Source organism: Pusillimonas caeni, assembly GCF_003545815.1.
GTDB lineage: Bacteria > Pseudomonadota > Gammaproteobacteria > Burkholderiales > Burkholderiaceae_B > Pusillimonas > Pusillimonas caeni.
The window spans coordinates 285,226-306,896 of sequence record NZ_PDUW01000004.1 but is presented as its reverse complement, the minus strand read 5'-3'; the positions used below and the strand labels follow the sequence as shown (position 1 = coordinate 306,896).

Sequence of the window (21,671 nt, the reverse complement as noted above, 5' to 3'; positions counted from 1 at the left end):
TAATGGTTGAACTCACCATAGACGGCAACAAGGTTGAAGTCCCCGAGGGCAGCATGGTCATGCATGCGGCCCACAAGCTGGGCTTGTACGTGCCGCATTTCTGCTATCACAAGAAGCTCTCCATTGCCGCCAACTGCCGGATGTGCCTGGTCGAAGTCGAGAAGGCGCCCAAGGCCATGCCGGCCTGCGCCACCCCGGCCACCAACGGCATGGTGGTGCACACCTGCTCGGAAAAAGCCGTGGCCGCCCAGAAAAGCGTCATGGAATTTCTGCTCATCAACCACCCGCTCGATTGCCCCGTATGCGACCAGGGCGGCGAGTGCCAGCTTCAGGACCTGGCCGTGGGCTACGGCGAATCGGCCTCGCGCTACAAAGAAGAAAAGCGCGTGGTGTTCCACAAGCCCATGGGTCCGCTCATCTCCGCCGAGGAAATGCCCCGCTGCATTCATTGCACGCGCTGCGTGCGCTTCGGCCAGGAGATCGGCGGCATCATGGAACTGGGCATGCTGAACCGCGGCGAGCATTCCGAGATCACGTCGTTCGTCGGCCGCGCGGTCGAATCCGAGCTGTCCGGCAACATGATCGACCTGTGCCCGGTGGGTGCGCTCACTTCCAAGCCCTTCCGCTTCGCGGCCCGTACCTGGGAGCTCGCCCGGCGCCGCTCGATCAGCCCGCATGACAGCCTGGGCGCCAATCTGGTGGTGCAGGTCAAGAGCGACCGCGTGCTGCGCGTCGTGCCTTTCGAGAACGACGAAGTCAACGAATGCTGGATCAGCGATCGTGACCGTTTCTCTTATACCGGCCTGTACACCGAAGACCGCCTGGGCCATCCCATGGTGCGCGACGCGACGGGGCAATGGCACGAGGCCTCCTGGGCCGACGCGCTGCAGGCGGTGGTGCGCGGCCTGAACCAGGTGCGTGAAGATCACGGCGCCGAACAATTGGGCGCCGTCGGCGCCCATACCGCCACGGTCGAAGAGCTGGCCCTGCTGGCGCGGCTGACGCGCAGCCTGGGTTCCAGCAATGTCGACTTCCGCCTGCGCTACAACGATCCGGCGCTGGATTCGGCCTTGTCGGGCGTGCCCTGGCTGGGCATGTCCGTCGAAGAATTCGCGCAGCTCGACCGCGTGCTGGTGGTCGGCTCCTTCCTGCGCAAAGACCACCCCTTGCTGGCTCAGCGCCTGCGCCAGGCGGTCAAGCAGGGCACCCGCGTCGCCTTCATCGACAGCGCCGCCGACGACCCGCTGTTTCCGGTTGCGGCGCGTTACACCGTGGCGCCGGCCGGCATCCCACATGCCCTGGCGCAGGTGCTGGTCGCCTGGGCCAAGGCCAATCAGCAGGACGTGCCCGAAGCCTTCGCATCGGTCGAGCCCTCTGAAGAGGCCCGCCGGCTTGCAGCGAGCCTGGCAGGCGGCGAAAGAACGGCCATCATGCTGGGCAATATGGCGGTGTCCTCGCCCGAAGCGGCCCTGATCGCCGCCAACGCACAGGCGCTGGCGCAAGCCGCCGGCGCCCGCCTGGGCTTCCTGACGCCGGGCGGCAATACGGTGGGCGGCTACCTGGCCGGCGCCGTGCCCCAGGCCGGCGGGCTGACGGCCGAGCAGATGCTGCAAGAAGGCCTCAAGGGCTATGTGGTGCTGCACGCCGAGCCGGCCTTCGATTCCGACCACGGCGCACAGGCCGTGCAGTCGCTCAAGAACGCCCAGTTCGCGGTGGCCCTGACCTCTTATTATTCGGCCGCCGCCGAATGGGCCGACGTCATGCTGCCCATTGCGCCGTTTACCGAAACCTCGGGCACCTTCGTCAATGCCGAAGGGCGCACGCAAAGCTTCAAGGGCACGGCCGCGCCTTATGGCGACACCCGTCCGGCCTGGAAGGTCTTGCGTGTTCTGGGCAACCTGCTGCAGCTTGCCGGCTTCGATGACGAGACCTCCGAGACGGTGCGCGACACCGTGCTGGTCGACGGCATCCAAGAGCGCCTGTCCAATCAGGTTGCCGGGCCTGTCGGGCTGGGGCGGGGCGCGCAGGGCCTGCAGCGCGTTGCCGACGTGCCCATCTATCGCAGCGACGCCCTGGTGCGGCGCGCCGAGCCGCTTCAGCAGACGGCGGCCTCGCGCAAGCCCACGGCCCGCATGAATGCGGCCACGCTGCAAAGCCTCGGGCTGCAGGATGGCGATGCGGTGCGCGCGCGGTCGGCTCATGGCGAAGCCGCCTTGCAGGCCGAGCTCGACGCCGCGGTGGCGGACGGAGCCGTAAGGATTTCCACGGCGTTTGCCGAGACCCTGCCGCTGGGGGCTTCGTTTGGCGAGATTTCGGTGGAGCGTGCCTAAATGGATTGGTTGAATCAACTGGAAGCCTTCGGAAGCGGCCTCATCGGCCCGACCGCCTGGTATGTGGTGTGGACGATGGTCAAGGTCGTGGTGATCGCGGTGCCGGTCATCCTGATGGTGGCCTACCTGACCTACTGGGAACGCAAGATGATCGGCGCCATGCACGCGCGCCTGGGGCCGACCCAGGTAGGCTACAAGGGCCTGCTGCAGCCTTTCGCCGACGTGTTCAAGCTGCTGACCAAAGAACTGGTGCTGCCCAGCAAGTCGAACAAGGTGCTGTTCCTGCTGGCGCCCGTCGTCACGCTGATGCCGGCGCTGGCCGCCTGGGCCGTGATCCCGTTCGGTCCCGAACTGGTGCTGTCCAACGTCAATGCCGGGCTGTTGTATATCATGGCGGTCACGTCGCTGGGCGTATACGGCGTCATCGTGGCGGGCTGGGCGTCGAACTCTAAGTACGCCTTGCTGGGCGCCATGCGCGCCTCGGCGCAGATGATCTCCTACGAACTGGCGATCGGCTTCGTGCTGCTTACCGTTCTGCTGGTGTCCGGTTCGCTCAACATGAGCGAGATCGTGCTGGGGCAGGGCAGCGGCTGGTTCGCCGACCGCGGCGTCACCTTCATGTCATGGAACTGGCTGCCGCTGCTGCCGCTGTTCGTCATCTACGTCATCTCGGCGGTGGCCGAGACCAACCGCCATCCCTTCGACGTGGTCGAGGGTGAGTCCGAGATCGTGGCCGGCCACATGGTCGAGTACTCGGGAACGGCTTTCGCGCTGTTCTTCCTGGGCGAGTACGCCAACATGATCCTGCTGTCGTCCGTGGCGTCCATCATGTTCCTGGGCGGCTGGATGGCTCCTTTCGACTTCGCGCCCTTTACCTGGGTGCCGGGTTGGCTGTGGCTGGGAATCAAGACTTTTTGCGTCGTCTCCTTGTTCATATGGTTCCGCGCGACCTTCCCGCGCTATCGCTATGACCAGATCATGCGGCTGGGCTGGAAGGTATTCATCCCCGTCACCGGCGTCTGGCTGCTGGTGGTGGCGATCTGGATGCAGACGCCTTGGAACATATGGCAATAGACTGACTGGGGCTAGATATGGAAGCTATCAAAGATTTCTTCGGCAGCCTGATGCTGTCCGAGATGCTCAAGGGTATGCGGCTGACCGGCAAGTATTTTTTCCGCCGCAAGGTCACCTTGCGCTATCCGCAGGAAAAAACGCCCGCGTCGCCGCGTTTTCGGGGCCTGCACGCGCTGCGCCGCTATCCCAACGGCGAAGAGCGCTGCATTGCCTGCAAGCTGTGCGAGGCGGTCTGCCCGGCCTTGGCCATCACCATCGAATCGTACGAGCGTGAGGACGGCTCGCGCCGCACCTCGCGCTACGACGTCGACCTGGCCAAGTGTATTTTCTGCGGATTCTGTGAAGAGAGCTGTCCCGTCGATTCCATCGTGGAGACGCACCTGCACGAATACCACGGCGAAAAGCGCGGCGACCTTTACTACACCAAGGACATGCTCCTGGCGGTCGGCGACCGCTACGAAGCAGAAATCGCCCGCCGGCGCGAAGCCGACGCGCCTTACCGCTGACATCGGGGCTGAACTCATGACTTTTTATTCCGTCCTGTTCTACATCCTGTCGTTCGTGCTGGTGTATGCCGCGATCCGCGTGATCGCCGCGGCCAGCCCGATCACCGGCGTGCTTCACTTGATTCTCGCCTTCTTCACGGCTTCCATGCTGTGGGTGATGGCCGGCGCCGAGTTCCTGGGCCTGCTGCTGGTGCTGGTATACGTGGGCGCCGTCATGGTGCTCTTCCTGTTCGTGGTCATGATGCTGGACGTGCGCATGGAAACCCTGCGACGCGGCTTCAAGACCTACATGGCCATGGGCTCGGTCATCGGGGCCATCATGGTGCTCGAACTGGCCTTCGTTCTGGCCACGCTGTGGTACGGCTTCGGCCCCCAGGCGGACATGGGCGCCGACTTCAACAACACGCGCGCCCTGGGCAGCCTCATGTACGGCGAATACGTCTTTGCCGTGCAGGTGGGCGCCGTCATCCTGCTGGTCGGCATGGTCTCGGCCATCGCGCTCACGCTGCGCAAGCGCCGCGACGTCAAGCGCACCGATCCTTCCGAGCAGGTGCGCGTGCGCGCCCATGACCGCCTGCGCCTGGTCAGCATCCCGTCGCAGACCGAATCAAGCAGCAAGGACACAAAATGACAATCACGCTGGCCCACTATCTGATACTGGGCGCCATTCTCTTTGCCGTGGGCGTATTCGGTTTTTTTCTGAATCGCCGCAATCTCATCATCCTGTTGATGTCGATCGAGCTCATCCTGCTCGCCGCCAATTTCAACTTCGTGTCGTTCTCCACCTGGTTCGGCGACATGTCGGGCCAGGTGTTCGTCTTCTTCATCCTGACGGTCGCGGCGGCCGAGGCGGCCATCGGCCTGGCCATCCTGGTGCTGCTGTTCCGCAACCTGAATACGATCAACGTCGAAGAACTAGACCAGCTTAAGGGTTGATGGGATTACCGATACTATGAGTTCAACCAGTCTCTATCTCGTTATCGCGCTGGCGCCGCTGGTCGGGGCCATGATCACGGGCCTGTTCGGCACCGGCTTCCTGGGCCGCTTCGTGGGCCGAAGCGCTGCGCATTGCATCACCATCCTCGGTGTGCTCGTTTCCTTCATCGGCTCGGTGGTCGTGCTGTTCCAGGTGCTGAACGGCCAGACTTTCGACGGCACCGTCTACATCTGGAACGCCATCGGCGACATCCAGATCGAAATCGGCTTCCTGATCGATTCGCTCAGCGCCATGATGATGGTGGTCGTCACCTCGGTGTCGCTGATGGTGCACATCTACACCATCGGCTACATGGCCGACGATCCGGGCTACCAGCGTTTCTTCTCGTACATTTCGCTGTTCACGTTCTCGATGCTGATGCTGGTCATGTCGAACAACATGCTGCAGCTGTTCTTCGGCTGGGAAGCAGTGGGCCTGGTGTCCTACCTGCTGATCGGCTTCTGGTTCAAGCGGCCCACGGCCATCTTCGCCAACATGAAGGCCTTCGTCATCAACCGGGTGGGCGACTTCGGCTTCATCCTGGGCATCGGCCTGCTGTTCGCCTATACCGGCAGCATGCACTACGGCCAGGTGTTCGAGCAGACCGACAAGCTCGCCGCGCTGCCTTTCCCGGGCACCGACTGGCAATTGGTCACCGTGGCCTGCATCTCGCTGTTCGTGGGCGCCATGGGCAAATCGGCGCAGGTGCCGCTGCACAGCTGGCTGCCCGACTCGATGGAAGGCCCCACGCCCATCTCGGCGCTGATCCACGCGGCCACCATGGTGACCGCGGGCATCTTCATGGTGGCCCGCTTCTCGCCGGTGTTCGAGCTGTCGTCCACTGCGCTGTCCTTCGTGATCGTCATCGGCGCCATCGGCGCGCTGTTCCTGGGCATCCTGGGCGTCATCCAGAACGACATCAAGCGGGTCGTGGCTTACTCCACCCTGTCGCAATTGGGCTATATGACGGTGGCCCTGGGCGCCTCGGCCTACGCGGCCTCGGTGTTCCACCTGATGACCCACGCCTTCTTCAAGGCCCTGCTGTTCCTGGCGGCCGGCTCGGTCATCATCGGCATGCATCACGACCAGGACATCCGCAATATGGGCGGCCTGCGCAAGTACATGCCCATCACCTGGATCACTTTCCTGGTGGGCACGCTTGCGCTGGTCGGTACGCCGTTCTTCGCGGGCTTCTATTCCAAAGAGCACATCATCGAAGCCGCCGGCGCGGCCAACGTATGGGGCGCGGGCTTCGCCTACTACGCCACCCTGATCGGCGTGTTCGTGACCTCGCTGTATTCCTTCCGCGTGTACTTCCTGGTCTTCCACGGCAAAGAAAGGTTCGACACCACGGGCCATGGCCATGTGGACGATCACGGCCACGCCGACGACCATGGCCACCATGGCGGCGTGCCGCACGAGTCGCCGTGGGTGGTGACGCTGCCCCTGGTGCTGCTGGCGATACCGTCGGTGATCGCGGGCGCGCTGCTGATCGATCCCATGCTGTTCGGCGGTTTCTTCGAAGGCTCCATCACGGTGCTGGCCGAGCATCCCGCCATGGCCGAGCTGGCTGCTCACTGGCATGACTGGCTGGCTTACGCACTGCACGGATTCGTTACCGTGCCGTTCTGGCTGATGATCGCCGGCCTGGTGGTCGCCTGGTATTGCTACATGGTGAATCCGGCGGTGCCGGCGGCCCTGCGCCGCAGCCTGTCGGGCGTCTATGGCCTGCTCGAGAACAAATACTATGCCGACTGGTTCAACGAGCAAGTGGTGTCGCGCCTGGCGCTCGGCCTGGGCCGCGGACTGTGGCAGGGCGGCGACCGCGGCTTCATCGACGGCATCGTCGTGAACGGCAGCGCCAAGGTCGTGGGCTGGGTGGCGGCCATTAGCCGGCACCTGCAGTCCGGCTTCATCTATCACTACGCCTTTGCCATGATCATCGGCATCATGGCGTTCTTAACCTTTTTCGTGCTGACGGTTCACTGATGGCTAGCGACATGGCGTCTTCAACTTTTCCCTGGCTGACTCTATCGATCTTCGTGCCGATCGTCGCCGGCCTGATCGTCCTGCTTCTGGGCCGAGACGACAGGCCGGGGCTCACGCGTTGGCTGTCGCTGGCCGGCTCGGTGCTGGGCTTCCTGGTCACGCTGCCCCTGTACACGGGCTTCAATCCCGGCACGGCCGACATGCAGTTCGTCGAGAAAGCGCCCTGGATCGAGACCTTCGCGGTCAACTACCATCTTGGCATCGACGGCATCTCGCTGTGGTTCGTGCTGCTGACGGCCTTCATCACGGTCATCGTGGTGCTGGCCGGCTGGGAGGTCATCACCAAGCGCGTGGCGCAGTACATGGGCGCCTTCCTGATCCTGTCGGGCTTGATGGTGGGCGTGTTCGCCTCGCTGGACGGCATGCTGTTCTATGTCTTCTTCGAGGCCACCCTCATTCCGATGTACCTCATCATCGGCGCGTGGGGCGGCCCCAACCGGGTCTATGCGGCGTTCAAGTTCTTCCTGTATACCTTGCTGGGCTCGCTGCTGACCCTGGTCGCCTTCATCTATCTGTGGCATGCGGCCGATGGCTCGTTCGACATCCTGACCTGGCACCAGCTGCCGCTGGGCCAGACCGCGCAAGTGCTGGTGTTCATCGCCTTGCTGGCCGCCTTCGCCGTCAAGGTGCCGATGTGGCCGGTGCATACGTGGTTGCCCGACGCCCACGTCGAGGCGCCCACCGGCGGCTCGGTGGTGCTGGCGGCCATCATGCTCAAGCTGGGCGCCTACGGCTTCCTGCGCTTCTCGCTGCCCATCGCGCCCGACGCCTCGCACAGCCTGGCCGGCCTGATGATCGCGCTGTCGCTGATCGCCGTCATCTACATCGGCCTGGTCGCCATCGTGCAGGACGACATGAAGAAGCTGGTGGCGTATTCGTCGGTCGCCCACATGGGCTTCGTCACGCTGGGATTCTTCCTGTTCAACACGGCCGGCATGGAGGGCGCCATCGTGCAGATGGTGTCGCACGGCTTCGTGTCGGGCGCCATGTTCCTGTGCATCGGGGTGCTGTACGACCGCATGCACACGCGCCGCATCGCCGACTACGGCGGGGTGATCAACGTCATGCCGCGCTTCGTCACTTTCTTCGTGCTGTTCTCGCTCGCCAACAGCGGCCTGCCGGCCACCAGCGGCTTCGTGGGCGAGTTCACCGTCATCATGGGCGCGGTCGAATACAACTTCTGGATCGGCCTGCTGACGGCTACCGCCCTCATCTGGGGGGCGGTCTACTCCCTCTGGATGCTCAAGCGGGTGGCGTTCGGCGAAATCGGCAACGACAATGTGCGCGCCATGCCCGACCTGAACGCGCGCGAGTTCTTCATCCTGGGAATTATGGCGATCATGGTGCTTTACATGGGCATCCACCCCAAACCGTTCACGGACGTCATGCATGTGTCGGTACAGGCCTTGTTGCAGCACGTCTCCATTTCGAAACTGTAGGCCTGGATCACTATGCAAAACCATTTTCACTTCGCATTGGCGCTGCCCGAGATTCTGCTCCTGGTCCTCACCGCGGCAATCCTGCTGATCGATGCGTTCTCGAAGGCTTCGCAACGCCACCTGACCTTTGTGCTGAGCCTTGCCACGCTGCTGGCCGTCACCGTGGTCAGCGCGGTGCAATGGTCCAACGGCACGGCCGGCTCTACCTTCCACGGCCTGTACGTGGTCGATCCCCTGGCCCATCTGCTGAAGATCGCTTCCTACATTGCGGTGGCGGTCACCTTGATCTATGGCCGTTCGTACGCCGAAGCGCGCGACATGCTCGACAACGGCGGCGAGCTGTATACGCTGACGCTTTTTGCCTTGCTGGGCCAGATGGTCATGATCTCGGCCGGCAGCATGCTTACCGTGTATCTGGGTGTGGAACTGATGTCGTTCGCCCTGTACGCCCTGATCGCGCTGCGCCGCGACCACATGCCCGCCGTCGAATCGGCCATGAAGTATTTCGTGCTGGGCTCGCTGGCCTCGGGTGTATTGCTGTACGGCCTTTCCATGATCTACGGCGCCACCGGGCACCTGGATCTGGCCCGTATCGCGCAAACCATCGCCGCCGGCGACGCGAACCGCCTGGCGCTGGTATTTGGCGTTGTCTTCGTCGTCGCGGGCCTGGCGTTCAAGCTGGGCGCCGTGCCTTTCCATATGTGGGTGCCCGACGTCTACCACGGCGCGCCCACGTCGGTGACCCTGATCCTGGGCGCGGCGCCCAAGATCGCATCCTTCGCCATCGTGCTGCGCCTGCTTACCGAGGCCCTGCACGGCCTGGCGCTCGACTGGCAGCCCATGCTGCTGATCATGGCCGTGCTCTCGCTGGCCATCGGCAACCTGACCGCCATCGTGCAGACCAACTTCAAGCGCATGCTGGCGTACTCCACCATCTCGCACATGGGTTTCGTGTTCCTGGGACTGCTTTCGGGCGTGGTCGAGGACCAGGCCGCCGCCACCGGCCAGGCCTATGGTTCGGCCTTGTTCTACATGCTGACCTATGTGCTGACCACGCTGTCCACTTTCGGCCTGATCCTGCTGCTCAGCCGCAAGGGCTTCGATTGCGAGCGCATTGCCGACCTCAAGGGCCTGAACCAGCGCAGTCCTGTGCTGGCCGGCGTGCTGCTGGTGTCCATGTTCTCGCTGACCGGCATTCCGCCCATGGTGGGCTTCTATGCCAAGCTGGCGGTGCTGCAGGCCCTGGTCGGCGCGGGCTATGTGTCGATTGCCGTCGTGGCGGTGCTGTTTTCGCTGGTGGGCGCTTTCTACTATCTGCGCATCGTCAAGATGGCGTATTTCGACGAGCCTGAAGGCGAAGTGCTGTCCGCGCCCAGCGGCGTGCTGCCCAATGGCCTGATGTCGCTCAACGGCCTGGCGATCCTGGCGCTGGGCATACTGCCCGGCGGTCTCATGGCGCTTTGCGTTCGCGCCATTGAAACTTCACTGGGCTTCTAGCGGCCGTCATGGATCAGTCTTTGGCAGTCTGGGTGGTCATTTTGCTGGCGTTCGGCACGGCAAGCCTGCCGTTCCTGCTGCAGCGCCATCTGCTGGCGCTGCCGTGGGCTCAGCCGGGCGAGCCGGCTCGCCCGGCACTGCTTCGCGTGCTGGAGTCGATTGTCTTTTTTGCACTGCTGGCGGGCTGGTGCCTGCTGGCGCTGGACTTGATCGGCGGCGCGCTGATCATAGGCGCCGACGCTGCATCGGCGGCGCTCTTCCTGGGCAAGCTGCTGGCGGTGGCCATTGGGGCGGTACTGCTGCTGTCCTACCCCGGCTGGCGTTTTCGCCGCGTGGCGGTGGAGAAGCCTTTCCTGGCCCGGCTGATCGAGGTGCTGGTGCTGTACCTGATGGTCGGCACTCTGGGCTTCGCCTTCGAAGCGAATATCGGCAATCCCTTCCAGCAGGGTTGGGAGTTCTACGCCATTACCCTCAGCCTATATCTTGTGCTGGCTTATCCCGGCTTCGTGCTGCGCTATTTGCTGCGTCGCCATCATGCTGGGCGGAAGGCGTAGGCTGCTCGGTCGCCATGGTTAACCTTGCGCTGCTCAGTTCCTTATCGACGGTAATAAGTGGGGTGGGAGAATACTTGAACGGTCGGTACGCTAGGCGGTCGCAAGTTCTTAATGTCTCTCTGCTCCGACACTTCAACCATATAAGTACTTAAGCCGGCGCGGGGCGGGTGGGTATTTTGGGCGCCGCTCGCTGCGGCCCGGCTGCGCCGGGCTTCCCTCCTACCCTATCATTTTCGGGGCGCCCGCAGAACTCGCGGCGGCGGACCAGTGGTCCGCCAAGCGGCCGCTCAAACAGCTGCGGGCTTGCCTCCCCGAAAATGACAGGGTACTCGGCTTGCTCGGACGTCGCCCAAAATACCCACCCGCCCCGCGCCTCAAGATTTCGAATTGTGTGGCCTCGCACGCGAGCCGTCTACTTACTCCGGTGCAGTCCCTGTGATGTGGGGGTGTGCTTGGGCGGGCATTGGTGGGAGAGCCAGGCGCCGCTGAAGGGAGAGGGCGTAAGCCCCGGACGAAGCGGACAGGCGTGCCCGAAGGGCCGACCGCCGCTGCCCGCCCAAGCACACCCCCGCAGCGCAGGGACGGGACTAGAACAAAGAACCTTACTGGTGACGCAGCGTCGTCAAACCTTAAGCCTTGAACCAATTCAACACTGCATCCAGCCCACTGTAGTTGATCGCAAACCGCGTCTGCTCACGCACCACCGGCTTGGCCCGATAGGCCACCGAATATCCCGCCAGCGCAAGCATCTTCAAGTCGTTCGCGCCGTCGCCCAGCGCGATGATCTGGTCCTTCGTCGCGCCCAGCCGCCGAGCCAGGTCCGAAACCCGGTCCGCCTTGCCCTGCGCATCCACGATCGGCCCCAGCACCTTGCCCGTCAGGACCCCGTTTTCCACTTCCAGCACATTGGCGTGCGCCTCGTCCAGGCCCAGTCGTTCCTTCAGCCTTTGCGTGAACAGCGTGAAGCCGCCCGACACCAGCAGCGTCTTCACGCCCGCCGCATGCGCCGTTTCGATCAACCGTTCCGCCCCCGCGTTCAGGCACAGGCGCTCGACGTAGACGCGCTCCAGGTCTGAGGCCTGCACGCCTTCGAGCAGGGCGACGCGGCGGCGCAGGCTTTCGGCGAAGTCGGCGATCTCGCCGCGCATCGCCGCCTCGGTGATCGCCGCGACCTGAGACTTGCGGCCCACCATGTCCGCGATCTCGTCGATGCATTCGATGTTGATCAGCGTCGAGTCCATGTCCATGGCCAGTATCCTGCATTCCGACAGGCTGCGGATGCTGTCCAGAAACGCGTAGTCGATGCCCAGGTCATCGCAGCGCCGGCCGATCTCGCCGCGTTCGCCTTCGTCGACGCCCAGCAGGTGGGCCGCGGTGTTGCCGAGGCTATGCACGCCTTGGGCGTTGGCCAGCGCGGCGATCTGTTCAACGTTCTCGGCGCGAAGCGCGGGGGACTGGAGTATGAGGTGGCTCATGGCTGGAGAGTCTTAGGGATACAAGGGGGTTGATGAATCGGTAATTGTGCCGGAAGGCCCGACGCGGTTCTTGCGGCGGGCCGGCTCGAAGCGCAGTGCGCCGGCGGCGCCTACGCCAGCGCACGCAGCACCGACCGCACTGCGTCGATACGGGTCGCGACCTTGCCGGCCTGGGCCTGACGCGAATCGTCCTTGCCGCCGGGCGCCGGCTTGATCTCGATCTTGATGCGGTCCTGTCCCGCAAGCTTCACGTGCCGCTGGGTTTGCACCAGCTGGATGATGCGCATCGGATCGATATTGGGCTTGGCGCAAAACTGTATCATGGCCTGGCTTTCGCTGGCGTCTATCTTGATGATGCCCAGCGGCTCGGCGATGAGGCGCAGCCGGTGGGTGGCCAGCAGCGTCTGCGCCGCCTCGGGCAGTTTCCCGTAGCGGTCGATCAGCTCTTCCTGGATCAGGATGAGGTCGTCTTCGCTGCGTGCGTGCGAAAGCTTCTTGTACATCCCCAGCCGCGCATGCACATCGGGGCAGTAGTCCGGAGGCAGCAGCGCCGAAGCATGCAGATTGACTTCGCAGGTCGACGCGAAGGGCGTTTCCAGGTCGGGCTCTTCGCCGGCCTTCAGCGCGCGCACCGCCGTGTTCAGCATTTCCGAATACATCGAGAAGCCGATTTCATGGATGTTGCCCGATTGCGATTCGCCCAGCACTTCGCCCGTGCCGCGTATCTCGAGGTCGTGCATGGCGAGGTAGAAGCCGGCGCCCAGCTCCTCCATGGCCTGGATGGCTTCCAGCCGCTTCTTGGCGTTGCTGGTGATGGCGTCCTCGCCCGGGGTCAGCAGATAGGCATAGGCCTGATGGTGCGAGCGGCCGACGCGGCCGCGCAACTGATGCAGCTGGGCCAGGCCCAGCCGGTCCGCGCGGTGGATGACGATGGTGTTGGCCGAAGGCACGTCGATGCCCGTTTCGATGATGGTGGTGCACAGCAGCACGTTGTAGCGCTGCTGGTAAAAGCCTTTCATCACCTCCTCGAGTTCGCGCTCCGGCATCTGGCCGTGGGCGACCGCAATGCGGGCCTCGGGCACGAGCTCTTCGAGCCGTGCGCGCCGGTTGTGGATGGTCTCGACCTCGTTGTGCAGGAAGTACACCTGGCCGCCGCGCTTCAGTTCGCGCAGCAGTGCTTCGCGTATGGTGCTGTTGTCTTCGCGTCGCACGAAAGTCTTGATGGCCAGGCGCTTTTGCGGCGCGGTGGCAATGACCGAGAAGTCGCGTATGCCTTCCAGGGACATGCCCAGGGTGCGCGGAATAGGGGTGGCCGTGAGCGTCAGCACGTCGACCTCGGCGCGTAGCGCCTTGAGGGCTTCCTTCTGGCGCACGCCGAAACGGTGTTCCTCGTCGATGATGACCAGGCCCAGACGCTTGAACGAAACCTCTTTGGACAGAATCTTGTGCGTGCCGATGACGATGTCCACCGTCCCGTCCTTCAGGCCCTGCACCGCCGCCGCCACTTCCTTGCTGGAACGGAAGCGCGACAGCTCGACCACCTTTACCGGCCAGTCCGCGAAGCGGTCGGCAAAGGTCTGCGCGTGCTGCTCGGCCAGCAGCGTGGTGGGACAGAGCAGCGCCACCTGCTTGTTGTTGGCCACCGCCAGGAAGGCGGCGCGCAAGGCGACCTCGGTCTTGCCGAAGCCCACGTCGCCGCAGACGAGCCGGTCCATGGGCTTGCCCGAGGTCATGTCGCCGATGACGGCCTCGATGGCCGCAGACTGGTCGGGCGTCTCTTCGAAGCCGAAGCCTTCGGCGAAGGCCTCGTAGTCGTTCAGCGGCAGCTTGAAAGCGTAGCCTTCGCGCGCGGCGCGCAGGGCATAAAGCGCCAGCAGTTCGGCCGCGGCGTCGCGCACCTGTCGCGCCGCCTTGCGGCGGGCCTTGTCCCACTGGCCCGAGCCCAGCTGATGCAGGGGAGCGCTTTCGGGGTCGGCGCCGCTGTAGCGGGCGATGACGTGCAGCTGGGAGACCGGCACATAAAGCGTGCTGCCGTTGGCGTACTCCAGATGCAGGAACTCCATCTTGCCTTCGCCCAGATCCATGTCGACCAGGCCGTGGTAGCGGCCTATGCCGTGCTGGGCGTGGACGACCGGGTCGCCTTCGCGCAGCTCCGACAGATCGCGCACCATGGCCTCGACATCGCTGCTGCGCTCCTGGGCTCGGCGCCTGCGGCGCAGAGCATGCGTTTGGTTGGGATAAAGGTCGTTCTCGGTCAGCAGCATCAGGCGGCTGCCGGGCAGGAAGAATCCGGCCGCCAGCGGCGCCACGATGACGCTGAAATGGTTGTCGTTGTCGAGGAACTCCTGCAGCGTATCGGCCCCGGCGTCGGGCGCGATGCCGAATTCGGCCAGCATCTGCAGCAGGGTCTCCCGTCGCCCGGCCGAGTCGGCGCACAGCGCCAGCCGCAATTCCGGCTGTTGCAGCGTGGCCTGCAGGCGCGCCAGCGGGTTCTCGGCCCGCCGCGCTACCGAGACGTCGGGCACGCTTGAAAAATCGGGATGCGACCCGCCGGCAGTCAGGGCCAGTCGGGCAAAGTCCTTGAGCCGCAGGAACAGCGCTTCGGAATCCAGGAACAGCATGCCGGGAGGCAGCACCGGCCGTTCGCGGTCGCTTTTCAGGAACTGGTAGCGGCTATGCGTATCCTGGGCGAAGCCGCGCATGGCTTCGTCGATGTCGCCCACTGAAACGGTCAGTGTATCGGCGGGCAGATAATCGAAGAGAGTGGCGGTTTCTTCGAAGAAAAGGGGCAGATAGTATTCCACGCCGGCAAACGCGATGCCGTTGCCGATGTCCTTGTAGGGCAGGGCGCGCGAGGGATCGCCTTCGATGAACTCGCGAAAACCCGCACGAAAACGGTTGCGCGCGGCCTCGTCCATGGGAAACTCGCGGCCGGGCAGCAATTGCACCTCTTTGACCGGGTAGAGGCTGCGCTGGCTGTCGACGTCGAAAGCCCGGATGGATTCGATCTCGTCGTCGAAAAGGTCCAGCCGGTAGGGCAGCACCGATCCCATCGGGAACAGGTCGATGAGGCCGCCGCGTATGCAGAACTCTCCGGGCGCGGTAACCTGCGTGACGTGAGAATAATTGGCCAGGGTCAGTTGACGGCGCAGGCTTTCTTCATCGAGCTGGTCGCCTTGCCGGAACGAGAAGGTATAGGCGGCCAGGAAGGCGGGCGGGGCCAGGCGGTACAGCGCCGTCGTCACGGGCACCGTCAGAATGTCGACCGTACCCTGCAGCAGGGCATGAAGCGTCTGCAGCCGTTCTGAAATCAGATCCTGGTGCGGCGAGAAATTATCGTAGGGCAGGGTTTCCCAATCGGGCAGCTGCCGTATGCGCAATTGCGGCGCGAACAGCCTGATTTCATCGGCCAGGCGCTGTGCCGTCAAAGGGTCGGCGCACAGGACGACGAGAGGGCGCGATGCCTGCCGCGCCAGGTCGGCCAGCAGCCAGGCATCGCCCGAGCCGGGCGGGGTCGGCGCCGCGTGGCGCTGGCCGGGCTTGAGGGCCTTGATGAGGGACGGAATGGAAGGAATGGAAGGAAGCAAAAGGGAAGAAGTCGTAGCCATTTCAGGCTGTCATTATAAAATCTTTGCATGCCAGATAAATTGATCGCCATCGTTCCGGCCGCGGGGGTCGGCCAGCGCGCGCAGCAGCCGGCGCCGGATCAGACGCCTCAGCCCAAGCAATACCGCCTTTTGCGCGGCGAACCCATGCTGCGGCACGCGGTGCGGGCGCTGCTGGCCGACGCGCGCATCGAGCGCGTGCTGGTGGCCGTGGCGGCGGGCGACGACCTGGCCGGGCCGGCCCTGGCCGGCCTCTCCCGGGTGGCGGTTCGCCCTTGCGGCGGGCCTACCCGCGCCCGGACCGTCATGGCCGCCCTGCGCGAGGCCGCGCCGGGACCCAAGGACTGGGTCCTGGTGCATGACGCGGCCCGTCCCGGCCTGCCGGCCCAGGCCCTGGCCAGGCTGATCGACTCCTGCCTTGCTCACGGAACGGGCGGCTTGCTGGCTTTGCCGGTGGCCGACACCGTCAAGCGGGCCGTGGAGGCCGAGCGCGACGCCTGCCTGCTGACGGGCGGGGCGGGTACCACAGACAGCGGCTACGTGGTGCATTCGACCGTCGACCGCGAGGCCTTGTGGACGGCGCAGACTCCCCAGATGTTTCTCGCGCACAAGCTATTGCACGCCCTGGAGCAGGCTCAGGCGGCCCATCGGCCCGTCACCGACGAGGCGTCGGCCATGGAGCTGGCCGGCCACAGGCCCCGGCTCGTGCCGGGCTCGGTGCGCAATTTCAAGGTGACCTGGCCGGAAGATTTCGAACTGATGGAAAAATGGTTATGAGCGTTCCCTTTCGGGTGGGGCAGGGTTTCGACGTGCATGCGCTGGTCGAGGGCCGGCCGCTGATCATAGGCGGGGTCGAGATTCCCCATACGCACGGTCTGGCGGGGCATTCGGATGCCGACGTGCTGCTGCATGCCGTCACCGATGCTTTGCTGGGCGCCGCGGGGCTGGGTGACATCGGGAGGCACTTTCCCGATACCGATCCGGCCTACCAGGGAGCCGACAGCCGCCGTCTGCTGCGCGAAGCCTATGCCAAGGTGGAAGCGGCGGGCTGGAAGGCAGTGAACCTCGACGCCACCGTGCATGCCCAGGCGCCCAAGATCGGTCCGCACGCGCCCGCCATGGCGGCCCATATCGCCGCCGACCTGGGCCTGGAAGCCAGCGCCGTCAACATCAAGGCCAAGACCAACGAAGGCCTGGGCCACCTGGGCCGCAAGGAGGGCATAGCGGCCACCGTGGTCGCGCTGCTGGCCCGCAGCTAGCCTGTAGATCTCTCTTTTCCCTTCTGCCGCCATCGTCATGCCGGGGTGAACCCGGGACTTCCGGCGCGTACAGCGCGCCTGTATACTGCGACAAAAAAAGTTCCCGTTGGTAACTAAACCTTTCTCTCCATGACCTCGCCCCTTATCCCCGTGAAAGTATCGATCACTCTTCTTTCTTGCGCCGCGGCGCTTACTCTGGCCGCTTGCGGCGGCAGCGGGGGCGACGGCAAGCCCACCCCCAAGCCGGAGCCCGATCCCCTTGCCTTCTATAAGAACCAAACGGTCAACTGGAGCGACTGCAGCCGGTATATCGCCGAAAACGGGCCATCCGCCGATTTCGCGCAGCACGCTGCCAAGCTGGGAGACCGCGTACAGTGCGCCGACATCAAAGCCCCGTTGGACTATCAGAATCCGGATGGTTTGCAGATTTCGGTGTCGATGCTGCGTGTAAAAGCCGCCGAGGCGGCCGAGACAAAACCCAATCTGTTTTTCAATCCCGGCGGGCCGGGAGGCGACGGCCAGATGAATTCCCTGCTGTTTTCCATGCTGCTGTCGAATGGAAACGAGGATTCCGCACTGGGCAGAAAATACAAAGAGGTGGGCGCAGCATATAACTTCGTGGGCTTTTCACCGCGCGGAGTGGGCGCCAGCACCAATATCGTGTGTGTCGGCAACGAGCTCATTTATCCGACGGACGACACCAAGTGGGGCGATGGCGCCGAGAATATTCGCCGGCTGACGGATATCGCGCGCTATACGGCCAGCAATTGCCAGAAAAACCCCGTTGCCGACTACATCCACACCGACGCCACGGCACGCGACATGGATTTGATGCGCCATCTGCTGGGCGATGAAAAATTCCATTACTACGGGATATCGTACGGCACTTGGCTGGGCTTCTGGTATGCCGGCATCTTCCCCGACAAAGTGGGCCCCATGGTGCTGGACAGCAATATGAACTTCAGCAAGTCGATTCACAATGCGTCCATCAGCTATGTGAACGGGCAGGTGCACACGTTCAAGGAATATGTGGCGCCGTATGCCGCCAGGCACGACGATGTCTTCGGCATGGGGACAAGCGCCCAGTCCATCGTCGACGACCTGAACACCGTGGGCCACGAGGTCACCCAGGCCCTGCTCGACACCGGCGGAAGCTTCAGGGCCGAACGGACGGTCATTCCCGGCTATCTTTCTTCCGTCAAGGCCGCCATCGAAACCCAGAAACTCATCGGCCAGGGCAAGTCGCTCAATGACATAGAAATCGCCTTCATAAACGGCGGCCCTTACTTTGCCGACGAAGCACTCAACGAGCTGTTCAAGCGAAGGGCTTCGCATCTGGTCCAGCGCCTCAGGATGCTGCAGGACCCCAACTTCTATGCCGAGCCCGACCTGTTTGCGCTCGACACTGGAGGGGCCGTCTGGGATACGGTGGTTTGCAACGACGAGCCTCTTGCAAATAAAGACCAGGCGTTCTGGATCGACACGGGTTTCGAACAGGCCCAAACGCTGCCCATCGCCAGCAATCGGGTCGCCAAGCAGCCTTGTCTTTACTGGGACTGGAAGGCCAACGTAGCCAAGCCTTCAATGGAAAGCCTGAAGGATGCACCGCTGCTGATGCTGCAAAGCCAGTTCGATGTGCCCACGCCGCTCAGCGGCGCCATGGAAACCTTCGAACAGCTTCCGGCCGCCCATATGGTGCGCGTCCAGAACGAAGGCGCCCACGGCCTCATCGTATATCAAACCGAGTGCGTCGACCTTGCGGTCATGGATCATCTGTTGGGCAAGGAGCCCTCGCAGCGCCTGACCGAGTGCCAGGGCAAGCCCTTGCCTTTCGACGATAAGCCGGAGGCCTTGAAGGCCAGTTCGGCCGGCGTCCGGGCCGCGTCCAACTTCGAAGACCCCGACATGGCGGAAAAACTGCTCGACAGCCTGAGAAAGGCCGTCGAACGCTAGGCTTCTACAGCGTCGCGCCGCCGATGCGGCGGTTGCAGGCGCACAGCTCTTCGGTCTGCAAGCCGTCGAGCACGCGCAAGACCTCTTCGGGATTGCGCCCGACGTCGAGGTTGTTGACCGACACGTGCTGGATGACGTTGTCGGGATCGACGATGAAGGTGGCCCGCAGGGCCACCCCTTCGGACTTGCGGCGTATGCCCAGCTGGTCGATGAGCGAGCCCGTGATGTCGGCAAACTGGTAGTGGCTCAGCTTGTCCAGTTCGGGGTCTGCACGCCGCCACGCGAGCTTGACGTATTCATTGTCGACCGAACCGCCCATCAGTATCGTGTCGCGCTCTTCGAATTGCGCGCTGAGCTGGTCGAAGCCGACGATCTCGGTGGGACATACGTAGGTAAAGTCCTTGGGATAGAAGTAGATGACCTTCCATCTGCCCGGAAACGAGCTTTCGGTGATGTCTTCGAAGGCCGACACCCCGTTTTCCTCGGGCAGATTGAAGCCCGGCTTGACGCCGGTGACTTTGAACGGCTCGAGCTTGTCGCCTACGGTTTTCATTTGCTCTCCTTTATGCGCCTGCAATAAGCAAATTATGCCTCAGGTTCAACCCCTTGCCCGAGGCAGCTCGATGCGCGCGATGAGGCCGCCCGAGGGACGCTGAAGCAATTTGAGCTGGCCGCCCACCTGGCCCAGCAGGCGTTCGACGATGGACAGCCCAAGGCCCGCGCCGCTGACTCCGGTGCGGGCGGATTCGCCGCGGGAGAACGGCCTGAGCAGGCGCTCGATGTCGGCTTCGGCGATGCCCGCGCCCTGGTCGGTGACTTCGATCGCCAGCGTGCCGCCCTCCTGGCGCGCCAGCAGTTGTATATAGGCGCGATCGTCGGCGGGCGAGCGGCCGTAGCGGCGGGCATTCTCGATAAGATTGCTGACCACGCGCTTGAGGTCGTGCGCCGCGATCTTGGCATACAGCCCCGGCTGTATGGACGCGGACAGATGTCCGCCCAAGGACTCGGTGTGGGTGCGCTCGCGGTCGAACAGGTCGTTCAGCACGCGGGAAATGTCGATGCCTTTGCTGGGCACGACCCCCGCGGGCCGAGCGTACTCCATCAGCTGGCCGATGCTGTGGTCGATCTGCGCGAGGTCTTCGTCGATGGCCTGGCGCGTTTCGTCGCTGACCGAAGTCATTTCGATCTCGAGGCGCATGCGCGCCAAGGGCGTGCGCAGGTCGTGCGAGATGCCCGCCAGCATGATTTCGCGGTCGGCCTCGGCCTGCCGCAGGTCGCGCGCCATGCGATTGAAGGCGATGTTCATTTCGCGGATTTCGAGCGGGCCTTTCTCGGGCAGCGGGGAGGGCGTTTCGCCCCGGGCGAGCTGCTGGGCCACTTTGGCCAGCTGGGCCAGGGGGCGGTTGACGAAGCGCACGCTGATGGCCGAACCGATGAGAGCCAGGAGCAGGGCGGTGACGCCCCAGCCGAACCACTCTATGCCGGCGGTCAGGCCCAGCTGCTCGCGGTCGAAGACCAGCCAGTACTGATCCCGATTGATTTCGAAGCTGACCCACACGCCGGGCGCCTCGTTGACCGACCACATGACCTGCGTGCCGGCGCCGAGGCGTTTCTTGATCTCGGAGGCGACGTGATTCCAGTAGTTGGAGTCGGGCAGCGGTTCGAGCCGGTCGGTCGTCTCGCGAGGCTGGATGCGCAGGCTTTCTTTAGTGGCCAGATCCAGCAGCAGAGCCGGCCGGACATTGGTCGGGGCGTAGACCAGCGCCGAGCGCGTGATGCTGACGGACGTGGCGGCCCGCTGCGCCATCTGGGTGGCCCGGGGACCTTCTTCCATGCTGAAGAACACCTGCAGCCATGCCCCCAGGCTGACCAGCATCAAGGCGGCCAGCAGCAGGAAGGAACGGCTGAACAAGCCCAGGCGCAGCCTGGAAGTGATCTTTTTGAGTTGTCTGGAAAGGCGCGACATGCAGGCGACTGCAAAAAACTACCCGACGCCCCGCCGGGGGACGTCAGCGTCCGCCGTCGGGCACGAAGACATAACCCAGGCCCCAGACCGTCTGGATGAAGACCGGTTTGGAGGGATTGGGTTCGATCAGTTTGCGCAGACGCGAAATCTGGACGTCCAGGCTTCGGTCGAACGCTTCGTATTCGCGGCCGCGGGCGAGTTCCATCAGTTTGTCGCGGGAAAGCGGGATCTTGGGATGGCGCGCGAAGACCTTGAGAACGGAGAATTCGCCCGTGGTGATGGGCACCTGCTCGTTGTTGCGGGTAAGCGTGCGGGTGGAAAGATTGAGCACGTACGGCCCGAATTCGATGGACTCGTTTTCTTGGCTGGGCGCGCCGGGGTGCTCTTCGGTGCCGCGCCGGCGCAGGATGGCATTGACCCGGGCCAGGAGTTCGCGTGGATTGAAGGGCTTGGAGAGGTAGTCGTCGGCTCCCATTTCGAGACCCACGATGCGGTCGATTTCTTCGGCCTTGGCCGTCAGCATGATGATGGGCGTGTTGTCGTGCCCGCCGCGCAGGCGGCGGCAGATGGACAGGCCGTCTTCGCCCGGCAGCATGAGGTCGAGCACCAGAAGGTCGAAATGTTCACGCTGCCAGAGCTTGCTCATTTCTTTGCCGTCTTCGGCCACGAACACGTTGAAACCTTGTTCGGACAGGTAGCGACGCAGCAGGTCGCGCAACCGGGGATCGTCGTCGACGACGAGAATTTTTCGAATGAGGGATTGGTTTTGTGTATTCATGGTCGAAAATGTAACAGGCTCGGGGAAACCCGGAAAGGGGCTGGTAGCAAGAAATTACATATTAAGCGTTTGGTAGAATCGGCCCTTGCATCGGAAGGCGTCAAGGGCAAGAGGCATGGGCAATTTTTATTTGAGCCCCCTTGGGGCGTTTCGTTCTGCGAATCTCGAATCAAACCGTTTACCATCTCATACAAGCCATATAGCTTAGCA

At 63.7% G+C, this 21,671-nt stretch carries 17 protein-coding genes; 12 read left to right on the top strand and 5 right to left on the bottom strand.

Annotated features, from left to right (window positions below):
• Window positions 1-2: 2 nt before the first annotated feature.
• From nuoG to CSC67_RS21715, 9 genes are all read left to right on the top strand, one after another.
• Window positions 3-2,330, top strand: a complete 2,328-nt coding sequence (gene nuoG / locus CSC67_RS11335; protein ID WP_118994626.1) for an NADH-quinone oxidoreductase subunit NuoG — start codon at window positions 3-5, stop codon at window positions 2,328-2,330.
• On the top strand, window positions 2,331-3,404 hold the full coding sequence (nuoH, locus tag CSC67_RS11330) for an NADH-quinone oxidoreductase subunit NuoH (protein WP_118994625.1): 1,074 nt from the start codon (window positions 2,331-2,333) through the stop codon (window positions 3,402-3,404). It begins immediately after the preceding gene.
• A 17-nt stretch (window positions 3,405-3,421) separates the two neighbouring features.
• Window positions 3,422-3,910 carry an NADH-quinone oxidoreductase subunit NuoI gene (nuoI, locus tag CSC67_RS11325; protein ID WP_118994624.1) on the top strand — a complete coding sequence of 163 codons (489 nt, stop codon included), beginning with the start codon at window positions 3,422-3,424 and terminating at the stop codon, window positions 3,908-3,910.
• Between the two features lie 16 nt (window positions 3,911-3,926).
• Window positions 3,927-4,541: an NADH-quinone oxidoreductase subunit J gene (locus CSC67_RS11320; RefSeq protein ID WP_118994623.1), complete on the top strand. Its 615-nt coding sequence runs from the start codon at window positions 3,927-3,929 to the stop codon at window positions 4,539-4,541.
• A complete protein-coding gene (gene nuoK, locus CSC67_RS11315) occupies window positions 4,538-4,846 on the top strand; it encodes an NADH-quinone oxidoreductase subunit NuoK (RefSeq protein WP_017524981.1) in 309 nt (102 codons plus the stop codon). Before CSC67_RS11320 ends, nuoK begins: the two co-directional genes overlap by 4 nt.
• A 16-nt stretch (window positions 4,847-4,862) precedes the next feature.
• Window positions 4,863-6,875, top strand: coding sequence for an NADH-quinone oxidoreductase subunit L (gene nuoL / locus CSC67_RS11310; protein ID WP_118994622.1), 2,013 nt, complete (start codon window positions 4,863-4,865; stop codon window positions 6,873-6,875).
• Window positions 6,872-8,374, top strand: a complete 1,503-nt coding sequence (locus tag CSC67_RS11305) for an NADH-quinone oxidoreductase subunit M (protein WP_118994621.1) — start codon at window positions 6,872-6,874, stop codon at window positions 8,372-8,374. Before nuoL ends, CSC67_RS11305 begins: the two co-directional genes overlap by 4 nt.
• A 12-nt stretch (window positions 8,375-8,386) precedes the next feature.
• Entirely contained in the window at window positions 8,387-9,871 is a 1,485-nt protein-coding gene (gene nuoN, locus CSC67_RS11300; RefSeq protein ID WP_118994620.1) for an NADH-quinone oxidoreductase subunit NuoN, read from the top strand.
• A gap of 278 nt (window positions 9,872-10,149) precedes the next feature.
• Window positions 10,150-10,425, top strand: a complete 276-nt coding sequence (locus tag CSC67_RS21715; RefSeq protein WP_425337648.1) for a DUF2818 family protein — start codon at window positions 10,150-10,152, stop codon at window positions 10,423-10,425.
• A 629-nt stretch (window positions 10,426-11,054) separates the two neighbouring features.
• Here CSC67_RS21715 and serB read toward each other — a convergent pair.
• Complete coding sequence (gene serB / locus CSC67_RS11290; RefSeq protein WP_118994618.1) at window positions 11,055-11,900, bottom strand: phosphoserine phosphatase SerB; 846 nt, start codon at window positions 11,898-11,900, stop codon at window positions 11,055-11,057.
• Window positions 11,901-12,010: 110 nt separating this feature from the next.
• Window positions 12,011-15,508, bottom strand: a complete 3,498-nt coding sequence (gene mfd, locus CSC67_RS11285; RefSeq protein ID WP_118994617.1) for a transcription-repair coupling factor — start codon at window positions 15,506-15,508, stop codon at window positions 12,011-12,013.
• 27 nt (window positions 15,509-15,535) lie between these two features.
• Here mfd and CSC67_RS11280 point away from each other — a divergent pair, with 27 nt between their 5' ends.
• From CSC67_RS11280 to CSC67_RS11270, 3 genes are all read left to right on the top strand, one after another.
• Complete coding sequence (locus CSC67_RS11280) at window positions 15,536-16,282, top strand: IspD/TarI family cytidylyltransferase (protein WP_118994616.1); 747 nt, start codon at window positions 15,536-15,538, stop codon at window positions 16,280-16,282.
• On the top strand, window positions 16,279-16,764 hold the full coding sequence (gene ispF, locus CSC67_RS11275; protein WP_118994615.1) for a 2-C-methyl-D-erythritol 2,4-cyclodiphosphate synthase: 486 nt from the start codon (window positions 16,279-16,281) through the stop codon (window positions 16,762-16,764). Before CSC67_RS11280 ends, ispF begins: the two co-directional genes overlap by 4 nt.
• A 129-nt stretch (window positions 16,765-16,893) precedes the next feature.
• Complete coding sequence (locus CSC67_RS11270) at window positions 16,894-18,717, top strand: alpha/beta fold hydrolase (protein ID WP_245220202.1); 1,824 nt, start codon at window positions 16,894-16,896, stop codon at window positions 18,715-18,717.
• Window positions 18,718-18,721: 4 nt separating this feature from the next.
• Here CSC67_RS11270 and CSC67_RS11265 read toward each other — a convergent pair whose 3' ends face one another.
• From CSC67_RS11265 to ompR, 3 genes are read right to left on the bottom strand one after another with little or no spacing between them, the layout of a single operon-like run.
• The gene (locus tag CSC67_RS11265) at window positions 18,722-19,270 is read right to left on the bottom strand and encodes a peroxiredoxin (protein ID WP_118994614.1); all 549 of its coding nucleotides are present in this window, start codon (window positions 19,268-19,270) and stop codon (window positions 18,722-18,724) included.
• Between the two features lie 45 nt (window positions 19,271-19,315).
• Window positions 19,316-20,683, bottom strand: coding sequence for a sensor histidine kinase (locus CSC67_RS11260; RefSeq protein ID WP_118994613.1), 1,368 nt, complete (start codon window positions 20,681-20,683; stop codon window positions 19,316-19,318).
• 43 nt (window positions 20,684-20,726) lie between these two features.
• Window positions 20,727-21,461 (bottom strand): osmolarity response regulator transcription factor OmpR, encoded by a 735-nt coding sequence (ompR, locus tag CSC67_RS11255; protein ID WP_017524991.1) that lies wholly within the window; start codon window positions 21,459-21,461, stop codon window positions 20,727-20,729.
• Window positions 21,462-21,671: the final 210 nt, after the last annotated feature.

What these genes read in the sequence shown, in the direction of transcription:
- nuoG (WP_118994626.1), top strand. Translation starts at nt 3, where the DNA reads ATGGTTGAACTCACCATAGACGGCAACAAGGTTGAAGTCCCCGAGGGC.
- nuoH (WP_118994625.1), top strand. Translation starts at nt 2,331, where the DNA reads ATGGATTGGTTGAATCAACTGGAAGCCTTCGGAAGCGGCCTCATCGGC.
- nuoI (WP_118994624.1), top strand. Translation starts at nt 3,422, where the DNA reads ATGGAAGCTATCAAAGATTTCTTCGGCAGCCTGATGCTGTCCGAGATG.
- CSC67_RS11320 (WP_118994623.1), top strand. Translation starts at nt 3,927, where the DNA reads ATGACTTTTTATTCCGTCCTGTTCTACATCCTGTCGTTCGTGCTGGTG.
- nuoK (WP_017524981.1), top strand. Translation starts at nt 4,538, where the DNA reads ATGACAATCACGCTGGCCCACTATCTGATACTGGGCGCCATTCTCTTT.
- nuoL (WP_118994622.1), top strand. Translation starts at nt 4,863, where the DNA reads ATGAGTTCAACCAGTCTCTATCTCGTTATCGCGCTGGCGCCGCTGGTC.
- nuoN (WP_118994620.1), top strand. Translation starts at nt 8,387, where the DNA reads ATGCAAAACCATTTTCACTTCGCATTGGCGCTGCCCGAGATTCTGCTC.
- serB (WP_118994618.1), bottom strand. Translation starts at nt 11,900, where the DNA reads ATGAGCCACCTCATACTCCAGTCCCCCGCGCTTCGCGCCGAGAACGTT.
- mfd (WP_118994617.1), bottom strand. Translation starts at nt 15,508, where the DNA reads ATGGCTACGACTTCTTCCCTTTTGCTTCCTTCCATTCCTTCCATTCCG.
- CSC67_RS11280 (WP_118994616.1), top strand. Translation starts at nt 15,536, where the DNA reads ATGCCAGATAAATTGATCGCCATCGTTCCGGCCGCGGGGGTCGGCCAG.
- ispF (WP_118994615.1), top strand. Translation starts at nt 16,279, where the DNA reads ATGAGCGTTCCCTTTCGGGTGGGGCAGGGTTTCGACGTGCATGCGCTG.
- CSC67_RS11270 (WP_245220202.1), top strand. Translation starts at nt 16,894, where the DNA reads ATGACCTCGCCCCTTATCCCCGTGAAAGTATCGATCACTCTTCTTTCT.
- CSC67_RS11265 (WP_118994614.1), bottom strand. Translation starts at nt 19,270, where the DNA reads ATGAAAACCGTAGGCGACAAGCTCGAGCCGTTCAAAGTCACCGGCGTC.
- CSC67_RS11260 (WP_118994613.1), bottom strand. Translation starts at nt 20,683, where the DNA reads ATGTCGCGCCTTTCCAGACAACTCAAAAAGATCACTTCCAGGCTGCGC.
- ompR (WP_017524991.1), bottom strand. Translation starts at nt 21,461, where the DNA reads ATGAATACACAAAACCAATCCCTCATTCGAAAAATTCTCGTCGTCGAC.